The sequence below is a fragment of the Mesorhizobium sp. B2-4-17 genome, from assembly GCF_006441275.1.
Classification (GTDB): domain Bacteria; phylum Pseudomonadota; class Alphaproteobacteria; order Rhizobiales; family Rhizobiaceae; genus Mesorhizobium.
This window is the reverse complement of sequence record NZ_VFUX01000006.1, coordinates 44,086-60,559: the sequence shown is the minus strand read 5'-3', so window position 1 is coordinate 60,559 and position 16,474 is coordinate 44,086. Positions and strand designations below refer to the sequence as shown.

The following is a 16,474-nucleotide window of genomic DNA, read 5'->3' as shown; positions in this document are numbered from 1 at the left end:
TGCTTCACCCGGCGGTTCTGTCATGGCGGGTTGATCGGATACACGAAGGGCGCAGCGATGTCACGCCGCGCCCTTGTGCAAAATTTCAGGCTTTCTGGATCAGGTGCTGCTGAGGCTGGCGGCCCGGCCCTCGACCACCACGGGCGGCGAATGGCAGAGAGGCTTGTCGCCGGTCACGACGCCTCCGGCGACCTTGACCTGGACTGTGAACCGAAGCAGAAAATGATCGCGCAGGACATGGTCACGGTCCGGCTGGCGCCACCCTTTCACGCCGTGATCGTCTGTCTCCCCGCCTATATCGGGCGCTGAAACTGCGGGCCTTTATCGACATCGCGCAAGAAATCGGCCTGACATCCCTGCGGACGCCAGGCCGGAAAACCGCTTTCGGGATATGGCGGTAAGCGGCTTACTTCTTGACCGCCGCCGCGACTTCCGCCGCGAAATCCGTCTCTTCCTTTTCGATGCCTTCGCCGAGCGCGAAGCGCAGATAGGCCGTGATCTTGGCCGGGGCGCCGATTTCCTTCTCGGCATCCTTCAGCGCCTTCTCGACGGTGATGTCGGGATTGAGCACGAAGGCCTGCTTCAGGAGCACGACTTCCTCGTAGAACTTACGCAGGCGGCCTTCGACCATCTTCTCGATGATCGCCTCCGGCTTGCCCGACTGGCGCGCCTGGTCGGAGAAGATCGCCTTTTCACGTTCCACCGCGGTCGGATCGATCTGCTCTGCCGTCAGCGCCATTGGGTTGGTGGCAGCGACATGCATGGCAACCTGACGGCCAAAGGCGTTGGCGGCGTGCTCATTGCCGGTGGTCTCGATCGCGACCAGCACGCCGAGCTTGCCGAGGCCGTCGGCAACCGCGTTGTGCACATAGGTCGCCACCGCGCCATGTGGCACGGTGAGCTTGGCCGAGCGGCGGAAGCCCATGTTCTCACCGATGGTGCCGACCGCGTCCTTGATCGTGTCGGTGACCGACTTGTCCGAACCCGGATATTGGGCCGCCGCAACCGCCTCGGTCGTGCCGTAGGCAAGCGCCACCTTGGCGACGTTGGCGACGATTTCCTGGAAGGCGGCGTTGCGGGCAACGAAGTCGGTCTCGGAATTGACCTCGACGACCGCAGCCTCGCGCACCCCATTGTCGACGCCGATCAGGCCTTCGGCAGCGGTACGGCCGGCCTTCTTGTCGGCCTTGGAGATACCCTTCTTGCGCAGCCAGTCGACGGCCTCTTCCATGTTGCCGTTGGTCTCGTTCAACGCCGCCTTGCAGTCCATCATGCCCGCGCCGGTCAAGTCGCGGAGTTCTTTGACCTGTGCAGCCGAAATGCTCATTGTCGCCTCTTTGTTTTAAATGCACCGACGCACCATCGGCATTCGATGGTGCGTCTGTTTAGCGTGCCAAAATATGAGAAAGATGAAGGCCGCAACCGGCCTTCGACTATCAAGCTTTGGGAGCTTCCGACGCCGGAGCCGGATCGAGCGCCGGTTCGACCGGGGCTTCAACCGAAGCGCCGATGTCGACGCCGAGCGCGCCCTGCTGACGGGCGATGCCGTCGATCGCAGCCTTGGCGATCAGGTCGCAATAGAGCTGGATGGCGCGGGCCGCGTCGTCATTGCCGGGGATCGGGAAGTCGATCTTGTCCGGGTCGCAGTTCGAATCGATGATCGCGACGACCGGAATGCCGAGGCGCTTGGCCTCGAGAATGGCGATCGCTTCCTTGTTGGTGTCGATCACGAACATCAGGTCGGGCGTCGAGCCCATGTCCTTGATGCCGCCCAGCGCCTTGTCGAGCTTCTCGCGCTCGCGATCGAGGTTCAGGCGTTCCTTCTTGGTCAACCCTTGCGCCTCGCCGGCAAGCATCTCGTCGAGCTTGCGCAGGCGCTGGATCGAGTTCGAGATCGTCTTCCAGTTGGTCAGCATGCCGCCGAGCCAACGCGAATTGACATAGTACTGTGCCGAACGCTGCGCCGCATCGGCGACGATATCAGACGCCTGGCGCTTGGTGCCGACGAACAGCACGCGGCCGCCCTTGGCGACGGTGTCCGAAACCTGCTTAAGCGCCTGGTGCAGCAACGGCACCGTCTGCGACAGGTCGATGATGTGGATGTTGTTGCGGGCGCCATAAATGTAGGGCGCCATCTTCGGGTTCCAGCGATGGGTCTGGTGGCCGAAGTGAATGCCAGCTTCCAAAAGCTGGCGCATGCTGAAATCAGGCAGTGCCATTCTCATTTTCCTTTCCGGTTAGCCTCCACGGACACAGGCATTTTTGGACTTCAGTCCTCGAACGCCACCGGAGGTTTCAGCCGGATTTCTCCCGGGCAGACACCAAAGTCCGTGTGTGGAATGAGCGGGCATATAGAGGGGAAGCGCGACAAACGCAAGCGTTGTGGCGCGTCAGCGCTCAGCGTGCGGCAATCAGCGCTCCGGTACCGATCATGGCGCTGCCGGCGAACCTGTTCATCAGCCGCATGCGCCTCGGCGTCGTGAACCAGCCCGATGCTCGGCCCGCCAGGGCGGCATAGACCCCCATGGTAAGGACATTGACGCTGATGACAACGGCCACCACGAGCAGGCCGTCGAAAAAGGTCATCGTATCGAGGTTGAGGATCAGCGGCATGATCGAGGCGTGAAAGAGGATCGCCTTTGGATTGCCGAGCGCAATGGACGCGCCGAGCAGGAACGATCGCGACAACCTTGCTTCAGTCGCCTGCGGTTTATCCGGCTGCGCGGCTGCGGCACGCCACATCCGGATCCCGAGATAGATCAGATAGGCGGCGCCTGCATATTTCAGCAGAAGAAAGACCCATTCGAAGGTCTGGGCCAGCGCCACCAGCCCGAGCAGTGCGAGGGTGACCAGCACGGCATCGCCGGCGGCGACGCCGACGCCGGCCATGAAGGCGCGACGGAAACCGCGCGACACACCATTGGTGATGACCGCGAACATCGCCGGACCTGGCGTCGCGGCGGCCAGCGTAATCGCGGCGCAATAAGCCAGGAATGCCGTTGGGGTCATGACTTGGCCTTTCCGTTGGCCACACGCACGCGCCGGAAGATTGCGACGATCTGCTCGCGGCTGCATTCGACGGCGCCGAGCCGCACCGCGCGGTCGCGCTCGAAGCCGGTTATGTCATAATGCGGCGCCGATGTCTTGGGCGGGCCCTGGTAGGACGAGCGCTTGATGCCGAGCTCGGCGGCAAAGCGATGCAACTCGTCGGTATCATCAGCCAGGAGATGGCACCAGAGATGACCGGCCCACTTCCAGATCGCCGCATCGACATAGACCGCCATCAAGCCCGCCGCGGCCAGCTCAATTGCGCTGCTACTTCGACACCGGGCAGGGCTTTGTCTGGTCGAACAGCGACAGGTTGACCAGTTTGCCGGTCATCGAGAAATCGCCATAATCCATGACGAGATCGCGGGTGATGCCGTTTTCGTGCAGCTTGAAGCTGATCCGGTATTCCGGCACCTCTTCGCCGTTCTGGGCGCTGTCGTCGAAATAGGCGATGTCGACCGGCCAGTATTTGTCGGTGGCGAGCTTCGCCAGCGCCGGCGCCTCGGGATCGGCCTTGTCGGCATCGGTCTTCTTGCCGACGACGACGGTGGTCGTCATCACCTTGTTGGCATCTTCCGAACCGTCGAACAGGTTTGTCTGGTAGAAGTTTTCGCCCTTCTCGGCCTTGCCGATCAGTTCGACCAGATGCTGGGTCGGAAACTGGGTGGTGGCTAGCTCCAGGCTGTTCTTCTCGGGCTTGTCGATATCAACTTTCAACCCCTTGGCATTTTTCGTGGCCATACCCTTGACCTCTTTGTCAAGATTCTGGTCGACAAAGGATTTGGTCACGAACGAAAAGGTCTTGCCTTCGGCGTCCTCGAACGTCGTCGTCTGCTGGTCGGTCAGTCTGGTGTTGTCGCTGGTGACGATCTGGGTGACGAAACGGAATTTCACCGTATAGCCTTCGCAAGCCGAACCGTTGAATTCATAGACCATGCGCCCGGATATGCCTGTAATGCCGGAGCGGTCGGAGGCCTTGTTGAGGGTAAGGTCGTACACGGCGCGGTGCGCCTGCAACGCCGGCACGGCAAAGGCGGGGCCCATCGAGAAGACCGCCGACAAAAAAACGGCGTTGAATGCGAGGCGCGTTGCGCGCATGAGGTACTCCGATCGTCGCGGCTGGTGGCAGGCCGCAGGGAAAGATGGTCCAGCTTAAAAAAAGTCGTGGCGGAAGCGAGGCAAAAATAGCAATTTCGGCCCGGCCAGCGCGGCGCCTTCCAGCAATAGGGAAAAGCAATGAGTGAAACAATCGAAAAGCGGCTAAGCGATCTCGGCGTGACGCTTCCTGTCGCGGCCGCGCCCGCGGCCAACTACGTGCCCTATTGCAGGACCGGCCACCTGCTGTTCACCGCCGGACAGTTGCCGCTCAAGGACGGCAAGCTGAAGGCGACCGGGCTGCTCGGCCGCGACGTCGACACCGCTACCGGCAAGGACGCGGCAAAATACTGCGCGATCAACATTCTGGCCCAGGCCAAGGCCGCCCTCGGTGATCTCGAGAAGATCCGCAGGCTGGTGAAGATCACCGTCTTCGTCGCCTCCGCCGCCGACTTTGTCGAGCAGCATCTGGTTGCCAACGGCGCGTCCGATTTCCTGGTCGCCGCCCTCGGCGAGCGCGGCAAGCACGCCCGCTCCGCTGTCGGCACCGCCTCGCTGCCGCTTAACGCAGCGGTGGAAATCGAAGCAATCTTCGAAGTCGAGTGAGCGAAGGCCTGACATGACCGACCTCTCCTGGCTGATCGCCCGGCCCGTTGCCCATCGCGGCTTTCACGACATGAACAAGACGCGCTGGGAAAACACGCTTTCCGCCTTCGCTGCCGCGGCCGAACGTGGCTACGCCATCGAATGCGATGTGCATCTGTCGTCGGACGGCGTTCCCATCATCATCCATGATGACGACCTGAAAAGGCTGACCGGACGGGATGGCTTCGTCTGGCAACGCAGCGCGGCTGAACTGACCGCGCTCAAGGTTGGGGGCACGGCCGATCACGTGCCGACGCTGCAGGAAGCGCTCGACCTCGTCGATGGCCGCGTGCCCATTGTCGTCGAACTGAAAGGGATTCCCGGTCGGGACGAAGGCCTGGTGGCGCGAGTCGGCAAGATGCTCAAGCGCTACACGGGCAAGGCGGCGATCATGTCGTTCGATCATTGGCTGATCCGCGATTTCCCAAAGCACGCGCCTGGCCTTCCCGCTGGATTGACGGCCTACGGCAGGGACCTCAAGCTGATCGAAGCGCATTTCGCCATGCTGGCGCATGAGCTCTCCTTCACGTCGTATGCCGCCGGCGACCTGCCGAACCCGTTTGTCAGTTTCGTGCGTGAAAAACTCAAAATGCCAGTTATCACCTGGACGGTGCATGATCAGCCCGCGGTCGACCTGACCTTCAAATATGCGGATCAGATGACATTCGAAGGGTTCGAACCCGACCTCGTCGAGATCGCCTGAACGAGGTGACTCAAACGTGACTTGTAGCGGCCCGGATGGAGCTTAAATAAGCCGCATGGATCAGGGCGATGACGGCGACGGGCAAACAGCGAACGCGGAGTTTTCAATCCGCATCGCCGCTGGTATCGGTGCCTTCACTTGCGATGAATGGGATGGCTTTGTCGGCACGTCGCGCAATAATGCAGAAAGCGGCTACAATCCCCTCGTTTCATTTGCTTTTTTGAGCGCGCTTGAGGATTCCGGTTGCGCTGTCAGGCGCACCGGCTGGCAAGGACATCACCTGCGGCTCGAAAATGCACAAGGCAGGCTGCTGGGCGCAGTCCCCTGCTATTTGAAATCGCACAGCCAGGGCGAATATGTGTTCGACCACGGCTGGTCGGATGCCTTCGAGCGGGCCGGCGGCCGCTATTACCCGAAACTGCAGTGCGCCGTGCCATTCACGCCCGTCACCGGCCCTCGCCTGCTGGTCAGCAAGGGCGAGGATCAGGATGCGGTGAAGGCTGGTCTTGCGGCCGGTCTCAAAATGGTGACCGACAAGCTCGGCGTGTCCTCGGCGCATGTCACCTTCGCGCAGGAGAACGACGTCGCGACGCTCGAGGCCGCGGGCTTCCTGCATCGCACCGACCAGCAGTTCCACTTCTTCAACGAAGGCTTTTCGACATATGACGACTTCCTCGCCACGCTGGCTTCGCGCAAGCGCAAGGCAATGAAGAAGGAACGGCGCGAGGCGCTTGCCGACGGTATCTCAATCGACTGGCTGACCGGCAAGGATCTGACCGAAGAGGCCTGGGACGACTTCTTTACCTTCTACATGGACACCGGCAGCCGCAAATGGGGCCGCCCCTATCTGAACCGCCAGTTCTTTTCGCTGATCGGCGAACGCATGGCGGACGACATCCTGCTGGTGATGGCCAGGCGCAACGGGCGCTACATTGCCGGAGCCATCAATTTCATCGGCTCCGACGCGCTCTACGGCCGCAACTGGGGCTGCATCGAGGATCACCCTTTCCTGCATTTCGAGGTCTGTTACCACCAGGCCATCGACTTCGCCATCGAACGCAAGCTGAAGGTGGTCGAGGCGGGCGCGCAAGGGGAGCACAAGCTGGCACGCGGCTACCGGCCGGTGACCATGCATTCGGCCCATTACATTTCGCACCCTGGCTTACGCAACGCGGTCGCCGACTACCTCAGGCGCGAAAGGCGCGAGGTGGAGCGGATGGGCGAATATCTGGAAGAGCATACCCCATTCCGCAAGGATCTCGAGGAATAGCAGGCTTTTTGGCATGCCATGCCCCGGCCATGGGTGCGTAAGCCCCTGAGGACACATGCAGGGTTTGGCGTCTGCGCCGCATTTTATTTCGATAGATCATCGCATCGCAAAAGGCGCTTCCATCGCGCACTTGTCGAATCTGGATGGTCGATCTCGCCTGATCGCCCGTCATCGTCTTGCCGCTCCCGAAGAGCTTCGCTACACGGGACGGCGAGGCACAATCTGGAGCATTCGCCATGGCTGAAACCGCCTATGACACCGACAACATCTTCGCAAAGATCCTGCGTGGAGAAATTCCCTCGCATCGCGTTTACGAAGACGATGCGGTCATGGTCTTCATGGATGTGATGCCGCAAGGACCGGGGCATACGCTGGTGGTGCCAAAGGCACCGTCGCGCAACATCCTCGACGCCGACCCGGCGACCTTCGGCCCATTGTTTGCCGTCGTGCAGAAAGTGGCGGTGGCCGTGAAAAAGGCCTTCAACGCCGACGGCGTCACCCTCATGCAGTTCAACGAGCCGGCCTCCGGACAAACCGTCTACCACCTGCATGTCCATGTGGTTCCGCGCTTCGAGGGCGTGCCGCTCAAACCGCATTCCGGACAGATGGAGAAGCCGGAAGTGCTGGCCGAGAATGCCGGCAAGATCCGTGCCGCACTCGCAAGCTGAGGCGTCTGTTCGCCGCACTCGCATGATGACTATGGCGCAATAAAAAAGCCCCGTCTCCGGGGCTTTTTTATTACTGGAGCAAGAGCTGTCAGCCCTTGCGGGGCAGCTGCGGTACAAGGCTGCGCTTGCCGCCATCCTTGCCCTTGGGCTCCGGCTTCTGCGCCACTACCTTCCTTGCAGAAGGCTTCTTGGCCACCGCCTTGCGCGGCTTCGGCGCGTCTTCCGGCTCTTCCTTCTTCGGCTTCACCGGCGCTTCGTCGGCCAGCGATTCGAGCTTCAGGCCGGTCTCGCCGGTTTCCTTCTTCTCGACGGTGACACGCACCGTGCCGCCCTTCTTCAGCTTGCCGAACAGCACCTCGTCGGCCAACGGCTTCTTGATGTGCTCCTGGATCACGCGGCCGAGCGGCCGTGCCCCCATGCGCTCGTCATAGCCCTTGTCGGCGAGCCAGGCGATCGCATCCGGCGACAGGTCGAAGGTGACGCCACGCTCGGAGAGCTGGGCTTCGAGCTGCATGACGAACTTCTGCACCACCTGATGGATGACCGGCACCGGCAGCGAGCCGAACGGGATGATCGCATCGAGGCGGTTGCGGAACTCCGGCGTGAACAACCGGTTGATCGCCTCGACATCGTCGCCTTCGCGCTTGGTCGAACCAAAACCGATCGCCGCGCGCTGCGCATCCGACGCACCCGCATTGGTGGTCATGATCAGGATCACGTTGCGGAAGTCGATCTGCTTGCCGTTGTGGTCCGTCAGCTTGCCGTGGTCCATGACCTGCAACAGGATGTTGAACAGGTCCGGATGTGCCTTTTCCACTTCGTCCAGCAGCAGCACGCAATGCGGATGCTGGTCGACACCATCGGTCAACAGACCGCCCTGGTCGAAGCCGACATAGCCGGGAGGCGCGCCGATCAGCCGGGAAACGGTGTGGCGTTCCATATATTCCGACATGTCAAAGCGGATCAGCTCCACGCCAAGCGAAGCAGCCAACTGCTTGGCGACCTCGGTCTTGCCGACGCCGGTCGGGCCCGAGAACAGGTAGGAGCCGATCGGCTTTTCCGGTTCCCGCAGGCCGGCCCGCGCCAGCTTGATCGCCGAGGTGAGCGCGGTGATGGCGGTATCCTGGCCGTAGACGACGCGCTTCAGCTCGATATCGAGGCCCTGAAGCACCTTCTCGTCGTCGGCCGAAACCGTTTTCGGCGGGATGCGCGCCATGGTCGCGATGGTGGCTTCGATCTCCTTGATGCCGATGGTCTTCTTGCGCTTGGCTTCCGGCACCAGCATCTGCGAGGCGCCGGTCTCGTCGATCACGTCGATCGCCTTGTCCGGCAGCTTGCGGTCGTTGATGTAGCGCGCCGACAGTTCCACCGAGGCCTTGATGGCTTCGCTGGTGTAGCGGACCTTGTGGAATTCCTCGAAATAGGGCTTGAGGCCCTTCATGATCTCGATGGCGTCCTCGACCGTCGGTTCGTTGACGTCGATCTTCTGGAAGCGCCGCACCAAAGCGCGGTCCTTCTCGAAGAACTGGCGGAACTCCTTGTAGGTGGTCGAACCGATGCAGCGGATCGCACCCGACGACAGGGCCGGCTTCAACAGGTTCGAAGCGTCCATGGCGCCGCCCGACGTCGCGCCCGCACCGATCACGGTGTGGATTTCGTCGATGAACAGCACCGCGCCGGGATAATCCTCGAGTTCCTTGACGACCTGCTTCAGCCGTTCCTCGAAATCGCCGCGATAGCGCGTGCCGGCCAGCAGCGTGCCCATATCGAGCGCGAAGATGGTGGCGTTGTGCAGCACTTCGGGGACGTCGCCCTCGACGATGCGCTTGGCCAGCCCCTCGGCGATCGCCGTCTTGCCGACGCCGGGATCGCCGACGTAGAGCGGGTTGTTCTTCGAGCGGCGGCACAGCACCTGGATGGTGCGGTTGATCTCCGACTCGCGCCCGATCAGCGGATCGATCTTGCCGGCCTTGGCCTTGTTGTTGAGATTGACGCAATAAGCCGTCAGCGCATCCTGCTGCTGTTTCTTCTTGCCGCCTTCCTCCTGCGGCTCGGCGCCATTCTGGCCGCCCTGCTCGTCATCGGCGCCACGCGGCGAGCGCGTCTCCGATGCGCCCGGACGCTTGGCGATACCGTGCGAGATATAGTTGACCGCGTCATAGCGGGTCATCTGCTGTTCCTGCAAGAAATAGGCGGCATGGCTCTCGCGCTCGGCGAAGATGGCGACGAGCACGTTGGCGCCCGATACCTCCTCGCGGCCCGACGACTGCACATGGATCACAGCGCGCTGGATGACGCGCTGGAAGCCGGCCGTCGGCTTGGAATCCTCGTCGTAACCGGTGACGAGGTTGTCGAGCTCGGTGTCGATATAGGTGAGAACAGTGTGCTTCAGCTCGTCGAGATCGACGTTGCAGGCGCGCATGACGGCGGCGGCCTCCGTGTCGTCGATCAACGCGAGCAGCAGATGTTCAAGGGTTGCATATTCATGGTGCCGCTCATTGGCGAGCGTCAGCGCCTGGTGAAGCGCCTTTTCCAGGCCTTGGGAGAAAGCCGGCATGTTACCTCACTTCTTCTCCATCACGCATTGCAGCGGATGCTGATTCTGTCGGGCGAAATCCATGACCTGAGACACTTTGGTCTCGGCCACCTCGAATGTATAGACCCCGCACTCGCCCACTCCATGATTGTGAACATGAAGCATGATGCGTGTGGCGGCTTCGCGGTCCTTCTGGAAAAAACGCTCCAGCACGTGAACCACGAACTCCATCGGAGTGTAGTCATCGTTGAGGATGAGGACCCGGTAGAGGCTGGGCTTCTTGGTCTTGGTTTTGGTGCGCGTGATGACCGCCGTCCCGCGGCCGGCCTCATTGCCGTCACCGCCGCCGTTTTGCATCCGCGCCACTTGTTTCGTGGCAGTCAAACCGATCGTCACGTAATCCTGCCTCTTCGAATCCTCATGCGAGTTCAACATGTAGGTGTTCGATGGACGATTTTAAGCCCTTCTGGTTAGCTGACAATATGGCTAGGTGACCAAACTTGGCGGATTTTCGCAATCGTGAAGCGTGACGCGGCCCTGGACCGGAAATTGACATGAAAAAACCCGGCTGCGTTTCCGCCACCGGGTTTGTCCCAGGCCCAAAGGGCCGGAGTTAGACTGTCAGGCGAAAATTACTTCGCCTTGGCAACGATCGATTCGAACGGCTTGTAGGCTTCCTTGGCGAGTTCGGCATAGAGGTCGCCAATCTTGGTGGCCTCGGCAACGAATGCCTCGTAGGACTGCTTGGCGTAGTCGGACTGGATCTCGATCGCCTTGTCCAGCGACTTGGCCGAGAACAGCTTCTCGAAGGCGGCGCTGCCGGCTTCGAAGCTCTTCTTGGTGTATTCACCGGCCTCGGTGGCGATCGCCTGAGCGCCCTTCGACAGCGAAGCGAAGCTCTTCAATCCGGTGTCGGCAAACTCTTTGCCGTATTTGCTGAAATCTTCGTAGGTCTGGGTCATTTCCTGATTCCCTTGACGGTTGCCTGTTCATAGGACGCGCCCTGCCCGGGCGGCGTTTTGTGCAATGCACGTTATATATTGTGCGCTGCACAAAAAGTCAACATTTCGCCCGCTGGAGGCACCGCCCGAACGTCAATGGCTAAGATTCGAATAAAGAGAGCTTCAAGCCCGAAGAAAATGGTGAACGCGGCGGTTACCATAAACGGATTGGTAACGCTGCCCCGGTAGCGTGGCCGGAAGTGAGGCAGGATCCCTTTGCCGCCTCCAAAGCAACGAGAATTCAAAGGAACTACCAGTGCGTCAGGCGTTGTCGGGCATCGTTTCCAAATCCACCTCTCCCCTCAAAACGATCATGATCATCGCCATGGCGATAACGTTTGTCGTTGCCGGCGCCGCCTCGTCCTTGGCGGCGAGGTCGTCCGCCATCGTGGTCGACGCCAAGACCGGCAAGGTGCTCTATTCAGCCGATGCCAACGGCCGCCGCTACCCGGCCTCGCTCACCAAGATGATGACGCTTTATCTGACCTTCGAAGCGATGGCGGCGGGCAAGATCGGCAAGAACTCGCCAGTCGTGTTTTCCGCCAAGGCATCCGCGGAGGCGCCGACGAAGCTCGGTGTGAAGCCGGGCGGTTCGGTCACGGTCGAGACCGCCATCCTGTCGATAGTCACCAAGTCGGCCAACGACTCGGCGACAGCACTCGGCGAAATGTTGGGCGGCAACGAAACCAATTTCGCCCGAATGATGACCGCCAAGGCGCGTCAGCTCGGCATGAACGGCACCGTCTTCCGCAACGCCAACGGCCTGCCCGACCCGGGTCAGTTCACCACGGCGCGCGACATGGCCACGCTCGGCATCGCGCTCCGGGAGCATTTCCCGCAATATTACGGCTATTTCTCGCAGCGATCTTTTCTCTACGGCCGCCAGCGCATCAACGGTCACAACCGTCTGCTTGGACGCATCAAGGGCGTCGACGGCATCAAGACCGGCTATACCCGCGCCTCCGGCTTCAATCTCGTCTCGTCAGTGTCCGACGGCAACCGCCGCCTTGTCGCCGTTGTGATGGGCGGCACCTCGGGCGGCAGCCGTGACAACCAGATGGCGAGCCTGATCCATACCTATATGCCGCGGGCCTCGACCCGCGGCGATGGTGATCTGGTTGCCAAGGCCGACAGCAACCCGGTCAAGGCAATTGCCAAAGTCCTCCTGCCCAAGCACGACGCGCCGACCCCGGACGACAAGCCGGTGGCGGTGGCCAGTGCCGATGACGCCGTTGCCGAGGATGCGATGGTCGCCCAGGATGAAGACAATGCCGACAGCACTGCCGAGGCCGAGACTCCCAAACTCGTCGCCCCGGCAAAGAAGGTGAAGACGGTCATCGTCTCCAGCCCGAAAGTCGCCACGGCACAGGTCGTGGCCGCCTATGCCGAGCCGGCCCCCGCCGTCGATCCGGTCAGCACCGCGTCGGTACCGTCGGGCTGGGCGATCCAGGTCGCCTCTTCGCCGAAACAGTCCGAAGCCCAGGCATTCCTCGACAAGACCACCAAGCAAGCGCCCAAGGTGCTGGCCGATGCTTCCGGCTTTACAGTTGCATTCGACAAGGATGGCGAGACCTACTACCGCGCCCGTTTCGGCGGTTTCGACTCGAAGGATGCCGCCTGGAAGGCCTGCACCGCTTTGAAGAAGAAGAAGATCGCCTGCTACGCCGTCCAGCAGTAAGGCGGCGAGATATCTCCCGGAAAATTTCTGCGTCGAAGGAGAACTAGTTGTGATTGGAGAGCAAGACGTCCTTGGCTTCGTTAATCCGCGCCGCCAGGAAAGACGTGCCGCCGACATCGGGGTGCAGGCGCTGCATCAGGCGGCGGTGCGCCTTGCGGACATCCGCCGCGGCGGCCCCCGCTTCAAGACCAAGGACCTTGTAGGCCTCCTCCTTAGTCATGGCGCCCGGACCTGGCGCAACACCCAGCCCTTCGCCTCCGTTCGTCTCAGTGTTTTTGCGCCAGACGGGAAATCTGCCGTCAAGATACGTCTCTAGCAGCTGGCGGCTCTCCGCATCGCCGGAGAGTTCGCGGTAGAGATGCTGCAATTCCGAAAGACCCATCGCGCCAAGCATCTTGCCGTCGTGGCGGCCGGCCAGAACCAGTCCTTCTAGGCCACCCGTATTGTGGTCGAGCTCCATCTCGAGGGCTGCCGTCCGCACCATCGAGCGTTTCCCAGGCGCCAGATTGGCATTTGGCCGGCTCGCGCGCGTGGCGCCGTACCAGGCGATCGCCGCGAACAGGATGATACCGCCGATCCCTTGACGTCCGACCAGGAGCACCGCGCCACCAACCAGTGCCAGCAGGATCGGCCCAACTGTTTTCATCCCGGTTGCGAGCCGGGCCGGATTGGCCTGGAGGAAAGCCGAGGCTATGCCCAGCAGCACCAGCAGCAATGCGACCAGAACGATAATTGCGCCTAACATTTCCCACTGCCCCGCAGGTGCCCTGTCCGCCTGGACAACCGCGTGATGTCCTTCAACACTTTTTCTGCGCCGGAATCATGGCCTTCCCGCGGACAAGAATAGGGCCGCGATACGAACCGGGTCCGCCAACGCCGCAGCCTTCGTCGACTTCGACAGTTTCATCGCGCATGAATTTCAAGATGTGGCGTTGTCGCGCCGCTTGCAAGTCCAGTGCGAAGCAAGATAGAGGGCCAGAAACCAGCCCGCGACAGCAACGGGCAACGCTTCGGCTCGATGAGCTATAGCAAGCCCAGGTCGGCAAGCTCGCGCCGGAGTTTCGGCGGCATCTCGACCAAACCCGCCTTGCCTTTGCCGAGATCGGCCGGTGCGTCCGATGGCTTCAGATAGCGCCACCCCTGGAATGCCCGGCGCGGCTGCCAGTCGGTGCGCACGACTTGCTGGTCGAGAACCAGGTGACAGCGGCCGATGCCCTCATCGTCGGTAAAAGGTCGGATCTCCGTGATCAGCTGACGGCATTGGACGCTGCCCTTGATCACCCAGTAGAGCGAGCCGCCGTCGGTGATCTCGGCGCCGCGCGTCGGCACCATGCGGGTCGTGTGCCAGTGTTCGGCCGCTTCGCCGGCCCGGCGCCGTTCGTCGAGGCGGAATGCAATCCATTCCTCGATATCCTCGACGCTGTCGCAGCCGACGCATAGTTTCAAGAGATTGAGAGCCATTCCCGAAGATTTAATCCGGTGCACCAACGCGTCAACGGCCTGAACAAGTTCTCCACAGTGCCAGACGCCCGCTCAGCACTCCACGACATTGACAGCCAGGCCGCCAAGGCTGGTTTCCTTGTACTTCTCGTTCATGTCGAGGCCGGTCTGGCGCATGGTCTCGATCGCTGCGTCGAGTGGCACGAAATGGACGCCGTCGCCCTTGATCGCCAGCGACGCAGCCGTCACCGCCTTGACGGCGCCAAGCGCGTTGCGCTCGATGCACGGCACCTGCACCAGCCCGCCGACCGGATCGCAGGTCATGCCGAGATGGTGTTCGAGAGCGATCTCGGCGGCGTTCTCGACCTGCTCGGGCGTGCCGCCCATGACGGCGCACAGGCCTGCCGCGGCCATTGCCGAGGCGGAGCCCACCTCGCCCTGGCAGCCGACCTCGGCGCCGGAGATCGACGCATTGGATTTGATGATGCCGCCGACAGCGGCAGCCGTCAGCAGGAAGTCGCGGATGCTTGGCTGGTCGGCCTCGGGATGGAAATGCAGCCAATAGCGCAGCACCGCAGGCAGTGTGCCCGCGGCTCCATTGGTGGGGGCGGTGACAACGCGGCCGCCGGCGGCATTCTCCTCGTTCACGGCCATAGCGTAAATCGACAGCCAGTCATTGGCGAGCAAGGGATTCGGCCGGTTCTGCTGCCACTGCTCCTGCAACTTGTCGTGGAGCTGTCTGGCGCGGCGCCGCACCTTCAGCCCGCCCGGCATGACGCCGTCCTGCGACAAACCACGGTCGATGCAGCTCTTCATGGCACTCCAGATGGCGTCGAGACCGGCGTCGAGCTCTTCGCGCGACATCTGCGTTTGCTCGTTGACGCGTTTCATTTCGGCAATCGAAAGGCCGCTCCTGGCCGCCATCTTCAGCATTTCGACCGCATTCTTGAAGGGATACGGCACTTTCTTGCCTTCTGCCGGCACCGACCCCTTGGCCCTCATCCGCTGCAACTCTTCTTCCGAGACCACGAATCCGCCGCCGATCGAATAGTAGATGCGCTTGAGCAGCAGGCGGCCGTCCGCGTCGTAGGCATAGAACGCCATGCCATTGGCATGGCCGGTGAGCGGCGTCTTGCGGTCGAGCACCAGATCGGTGACCGGGTCGAAACGGTAGGAGGGATGGCCGGGCGGTGAGATCAGCTTGTCGGCGGTAATCCGGCTGACGATTTCATCGGCCTGGTCGGGGTCAACAGTTTGCGGGGTCTGGCCGGCGAGGCCAAGGATGACAGCGCGGTCGCTGCCATGGCCGATGCCGGTATAGGCGAGCGAGCCATGCAGGCTGACGCCGATGCGGGCAATTTTGGCGCCGGCGGGCCGAGGCCAGTCATCTCCCGCGACCTCGTCGAGAAATCGCCGCGCGGCCGTCATCGGCCCCATCGTATGCGAACTGGAGGGGCCGATGCCGATCTTGAACAGGTCGAAAACCGAAAGGAACACGCTGTCTCCTGAGTCACGTCGAGGACTACATATAGGAATTGTGTCGGGATGTTTCCGCTCTTTTGGCAATCGCGGCGCAGCATCTGCCGACCTTGTTTGCTCCGGCAGCGACATTGATTGCGGGAGAATCAGGGCGCGGCTATTCTGCACGTCGCGCATCGATGCGATTTTTGCGGTTGCCCAGGGGGATATGATGCTTGTGTTGGATGCCAGGCCGAAACCGGTGCATATCGATCCCGCCCGGACAGCGGTCGTCGTCGTGGACATGCAGAACGCCTTTGCCTCGGAGGGCGGCATGTTCGACCTGGCTGGCATCGACATATCGGGCGCGGCCCCGGCCATCGACGCCAACAGGCGCCTGCTCGCGGCCGCCCGCAAATGCGGCGTGACGGTGGTCTACCTCCAGATGTCTTACAAACCCGACCTCAGCGACGCGGGAGACCCTTCCTCGCCGAACTACCAGAAGGAATTGGGCATGGTGCTGATGCGCGAGCGCCCAGAGCTTCGCGGCAGACTGTTGATCGACGGCAGCTGGGATTGGCGGATCGTCGACGCCCTGAAGCCCGAGCCGGGCGACGAGGTTATTCGCAAATCGCGCTACAGCGGTTTTTGCAACACCGGCCTGGAAACATACCTGCGTGCCCGTAAAATCCGCTATCTCCTCTTCACAGGGGTCGCCACCAACATCTGCGTCGATGCAACCGCGCGCGACGCCTACATGCTGGAGTTCTGGCCTATCCTGGTCGAGGACGCGATCAACCATTCGGGCCCGGATTTCAATCGCCAATCGACATTGTGGAATTTCGAGAACGCCTTGGGATGGGTCACCAGCACCGACAAAGTCATCAAGGCCTTGGAGATGGAAGCCACCGAACCCTTGCTGACCTGAGCCA

At 61.8% G+C, this 16,474-nt stretch carries 18 protein-coding genes; 7 read left to right on the top strand and 11 right to left on the bottom strand.

From position 1 onward, the window contains the following. Window positions 1-150: 150 nt before the first annotated feature. Window positions 151-309 (top strand): hypothetical protein, encoded by a 159-nt coding sequence (locus tag FJ548_RS29775; RefSeq protein WP_181168732.1) that lies wholly within the window; start codon window positions 151-153, stop codon window positions 307-309. Between the two features lie 97 nt (window positions 310-406). On the opposite strand, the gene tsf is transcribed toward FJ548_RS29775, so the two are convergent. From tsf to FJ548_RS06730, 5 genes are all read right to left on the bottom strand, one after another. Continuing rightward, on the bottom strand, window positions 407-1,327 hold the full coding sequence (gene tsf, locus FJ548_RS06750; RefSeq protein ID WP_140692871.1) for a translation elongation factor Ts: 921 nt from the start codon (window positions 1,325-1,327) through the stop codon (window positions 407-409). Between the two features lie 109 nt (window positions 1,328-1,436). After that, the gene (gene rpsB, locus FJ548_RS06745; RefSeq protein ID WP_140606991.1) at window positions 1,437-2,219 is read right to left on the bottom strand and encodes a 30S ribosomal protein S2; all 783 of its coding nucleotides are present in this window, start codon (window positions 2,217-2,219) and stop codon (window positions 1,437-1,439) included. A gap of 178 nt (window positions 2,220-2,397) precedes the next feature. Further along, on the bottom strand, window positions 2,398-3,009 hold the full coding sequence (locus tag FJ548_RS06740) for a LysE family translocator (protein ID WP_140692874.1): 612 nt from the start codon (window positions 3,007-3,009) through the stop codon (window positions 2,398-2,400). After that, a complete protein-coding gene (locus tag FJ548_RS06735) occupies window positions 3,006-3,284 on the bottom strand; it encodes a DUF4031 domain-containing protein (protein ID WP_140606993.1) in 279 nt (92 codons plus the stop codon). The genes FJ548_RS06740 and FJ548_RS06735 overlap by 4 nt, the downstream gene beginning before the upstream one ends. A 31-nt stretch (window positions 3,285-3,315) precedes the next feature. Further along, entirely contained in the window at window positions 3,316-4,146 is an 831-nt protein-coding gene (locus FJ548_RS06730) for a cell envelope integrity EipB family protein (RefSeq protein WP_140777456.1), read from the bottom strand. Between the two features lie 138 nt (window positions 4,147-4,284). On the opposite strand from FJ548_RS06730, the gene FJ548_RS06725 reads away from it, so the two are divergent. The 4 genes from FJ548_RS06725 (at window position 4,285) to FJ548_RS06710 (ending at window position 7,429) form a co-directional block, all read left to right on the top strand. Beyond that, window positions 4,285-4,749 (top strand): RidA family protein, encoded by a 465-nt coding sequence (locus FJ548_RS06725; protein ID WP_140777454.1) that lies wholly within the window; start codon window positions 4,285-4,287, stop codon window positions 4,747-4,749. A 13-nt stretch (window positions 4,750-4,762) separates the two neighbouring features. Further along, on the top strand, window positions 4,763-5,491 hold the full coding sequence (locus FJ548_RS06720) for a glycerophosphodiester phosphodiesterase (protein ID WP_140777452.1): 729 nt from the start codon (window positions 4,763-4,765) through the stop codon (window positions 5,489-5,491). Between the two features lie 55 nt (window positions 5,492-5,546). Further along, window positions 5,547-6,761 carry a GNAT family N-acetyltransferase gene (locus FJ548_RS06715; protein WP_140606997.1) on the top strand — a complete coding sequence of 405 codons (1,215 nt, stop codon included), beginning with the start codon at window positions 5,547-5,549 and terminating at the stop codon, window positions 6,759-6,761. A 236-nt stretch (window positions 6,762-6,997) separates the two neighbouring features. Continuing rightward, the gene (locus FJ548_RS06710; RefSeq protein WP_140606998.1) at window positions 6,998-7,429 is read left to right on the top strand and encodes an HIT family protein; all 432 of its coding nucleotides are present in this window, start codon (window positions 6,998-7,000) and stop codon (window positions 7,427-7,429) included. Between the two features lie 88 nt (window positions 7,430-7,517). Here the strand turns inward: FJ548_RS06710 and clpA are convergent, their stop codons facing one another. The 3 genes from clpA to FJ548_RS06695 all read right to left on the bottom strand — a co-directional run bounded on the left by clpA (window position 7,518) and on the right by FJ548_RS06695 (window position 10,927). After that, window positions 7,518-9,986 carry an ATP-dependent Clp protease ATP-binding subunit ClpA gene (clpA, locus tag FJ548_RS06705; RefSeq protein ID WP_140606999.1) on the bottom strand — a complete coding sequence of 823 codons (2,469 nt, stop codon included), beginning with the start codon at window positions 9,984-9,986 and terminating at the stop codon, window positions 7,518-7,520. A gap of 6 nt (window positions 9,987-9,992) precedes the next feature. Beyond that, window positions 9,993-10,322: an ATP-dependent Clp protease adapter ClpS gene (gene clpS, locus FJ548_RS06700; RefSeq protein WP_010909565.1), complete on the bottom strand. Its 330-nt coding sequence runs from the start codon at window positions 10,320-10,322 to the stop codon at window positions 9,993-9,995. 275 nt (window positions 10,323-10,597) lie between these two features. After that, a complete protein-coding gene (locus tag FJ548_RS06695; RefSeq protein ID WP_095774324.1) occupies window positions 10,598-10,927 on the bottom strand; it encodes a phasin family protein in 330 nt (109 codons plus the stop codon). Window positions 10,928-11,222: 295 nt separating this feature from the next. Here FJ548_RS06695 and FJ548_RS06690 point away from each other — a divergent pair, with 295 nt between their 5' ends. Beyond that, window positions 11,223-12,644 carry a D-alanyl-D-alanine carboxypeptidase gene (locus FJ548_RS06690; protein ID WP_140607000.1) on the top strand — a complete coding sequence of 474 codons (1,422 nt, stop codon included), beginning with the start codon at window positions 11,223-11,225 and terminating at the stop codon, window positions 12,642-12,644. A 43-nt stretch (window positions 12,645-12,687) separates the two neighbouring features. On the opposite strand, the gene FJ548_RS06685 is transcribed toward FJ548_RS06690, so the two are convergent. The 3 genes from FJ548_RS06685 to FJ548_RS06675 form a co-directional block, all read right to left on the bottom strand. After that, a complete protein-coding gene (locus FJ548_RS06685; RefSeq protein WP_140777450.1) occupies window positions 12,688-13,389 on the bottom strand; it encodes a DnaJ domain-containing protein in 702 nt (233 codons plus the stop codon). A 278-nt stretch (window positions 13,390-13,667) separates the two neighbouring features. After that, complete coding sequence (locus FJ548_RS06680) at window positions 13,668-14,105, bottom strand: DUF1489 family protein (protein ID WP_140777448.1); 438 nt, start codon at window positions 14,103-14,105, stop codon at window positions 13,668-13,670. Between the two features lie 72 nt (window positions 14,106-14,177). Continuing rightward, a complete protein-coding gene (locus FJ548_RS06675; RefSeq protein WP_140777446.1) occupies window positions 14,178-15,581 on the bottom strand; it encodes an L-serine ammonia-lyase in 1,404 nt (467 codons plus the stop codon). Between the two features lie 193 nt (window positions 15,582-15,774). Between FJ548_RS06675 and FJ548_RS06670 the strand changes: the two genes are divergently transcribed. After that, a complete protein-coding gene (locus FJ548_RS06670; RefSeq protein ID WP_140692895.1) occupies window positions 15,775-16,470 on the top strand; it encodes a cysteine hydrolase in 696 nt (231 codons plus the stop codon). Window positions 16,471-16,474: the final 4 nt, after the last annotated feature.

Bases quoted from the DNA above. Each gene is read 5' to 3' on its own strand.
- FJ548_RS29775 (WP_181168732.1), top strand. From the start codon at position 151: ATGGCAGAGAGGCTTGTCGCCGGTCACGACGCCTCCGGCGACCTTGAC.
- tsf (WP_140692871.1), bottom strand. From the start codon at position 1,327: ATGAGCATTTCGGCTGCACAGGTCAAAGAACTCCGCGACTTGACCGGC.
- rpsB (WP_140606991.1), bottom strand. From the start codon at position 2,219: ATGGCACTGCCTGATTTCAGCATGCGCCAGCTTTTGGAAGCTGGCATT.
- FJ548_RS06740 (WP_140692874.1), bottom strand. From the start codon at position 3,009: ATGACCCCAACGGCATTCCTGGCTTATTGCGCCGCGATTACGCTGGCC.
- FJ548_RS06735 (WP_140606993.1), bottom strand. From the start codon at position 3,284: ATGGCGGTCTATGTCGATGCGGCGATCTGGAAGTGGGCCGGTCATCTC.
- FJ548_RS06730 (WP_140777456.1), bottom strand. From the start codon at position 4,146: ATGCGCGCAACGCGCCTCGCATTCAACGCCGTTTTTTTGTCGGCGGTC.
- FJ548_RS06725 (WP_140777454.1), top strand. From the start codon at position 4,285: ATGAGTGAAACAATCGAAAAGCGGCTAAGCGATCTCGGCGTGACGCTT.
- FJ548_RS06720 (WP_140777452.1), top strand. From the start codon at position 4,763: ATGACCGACCTCTCCTGGCTGATCGCCCGGCCCGTTGCCCATCGCGGC.
- FJ548_RS06715 (WP_140606997.1), top strand. From the start codon at position 5,547: ATGGATCAGGGCGATGACGGCGACGGGCAAACAGCGAACGCGGAGTTT.
- FJ548_RS06710 (WP_140606998.1), top strand. From the start codon at position 6,998: ATGGCTGAAACCGCCTATGACACCGACAACATCTTCGCAAAGATCCTG.
- clpA (WP_140606999.1), bottom strand. From the start codon at position 9,986: ATGCCGGCTTTCTCCCAAGGCCTGGAAAAGGCGCTTCACCAGGCGCTG.
- clpS (WP_010909565.1), bottom strand. From the start codon at position 10,322: ATGCAAAACGGCGGCGGTGACGGCAATGAGGCCGGCCGCGGGACGGCG.
- FJ548_RS06695 (WP_095774324.1), bottom strand. From the start codon at position 10,927: ATGACCCAGACCTACGAAGATTTCAGCAAATACGGCAAAGAGTTTGCC.
- FJ548_RS06685 (WP_140777450.1), bottom strand. From the start codon at position 13,389: ATGTTAGGCGCAATTATCGTTCTGGTCGCATTGCTGCTGGTGCTGCTG.
- FJ548_RS06680 (WP_140777448.1), bottom strand. From the start codon at position 14,105: ATGGCTCTCAATCTCTTGAAACTATGCGTCGGCTGCGACAGCGTCGAG.
- FJ548_RS06670 (WP_140692895.1), top strand. From the start codon at position 15,775: ATGCTTGTGTTGGATGCCAGGCCGAAACCGGTGCATATCGATCCCGCC.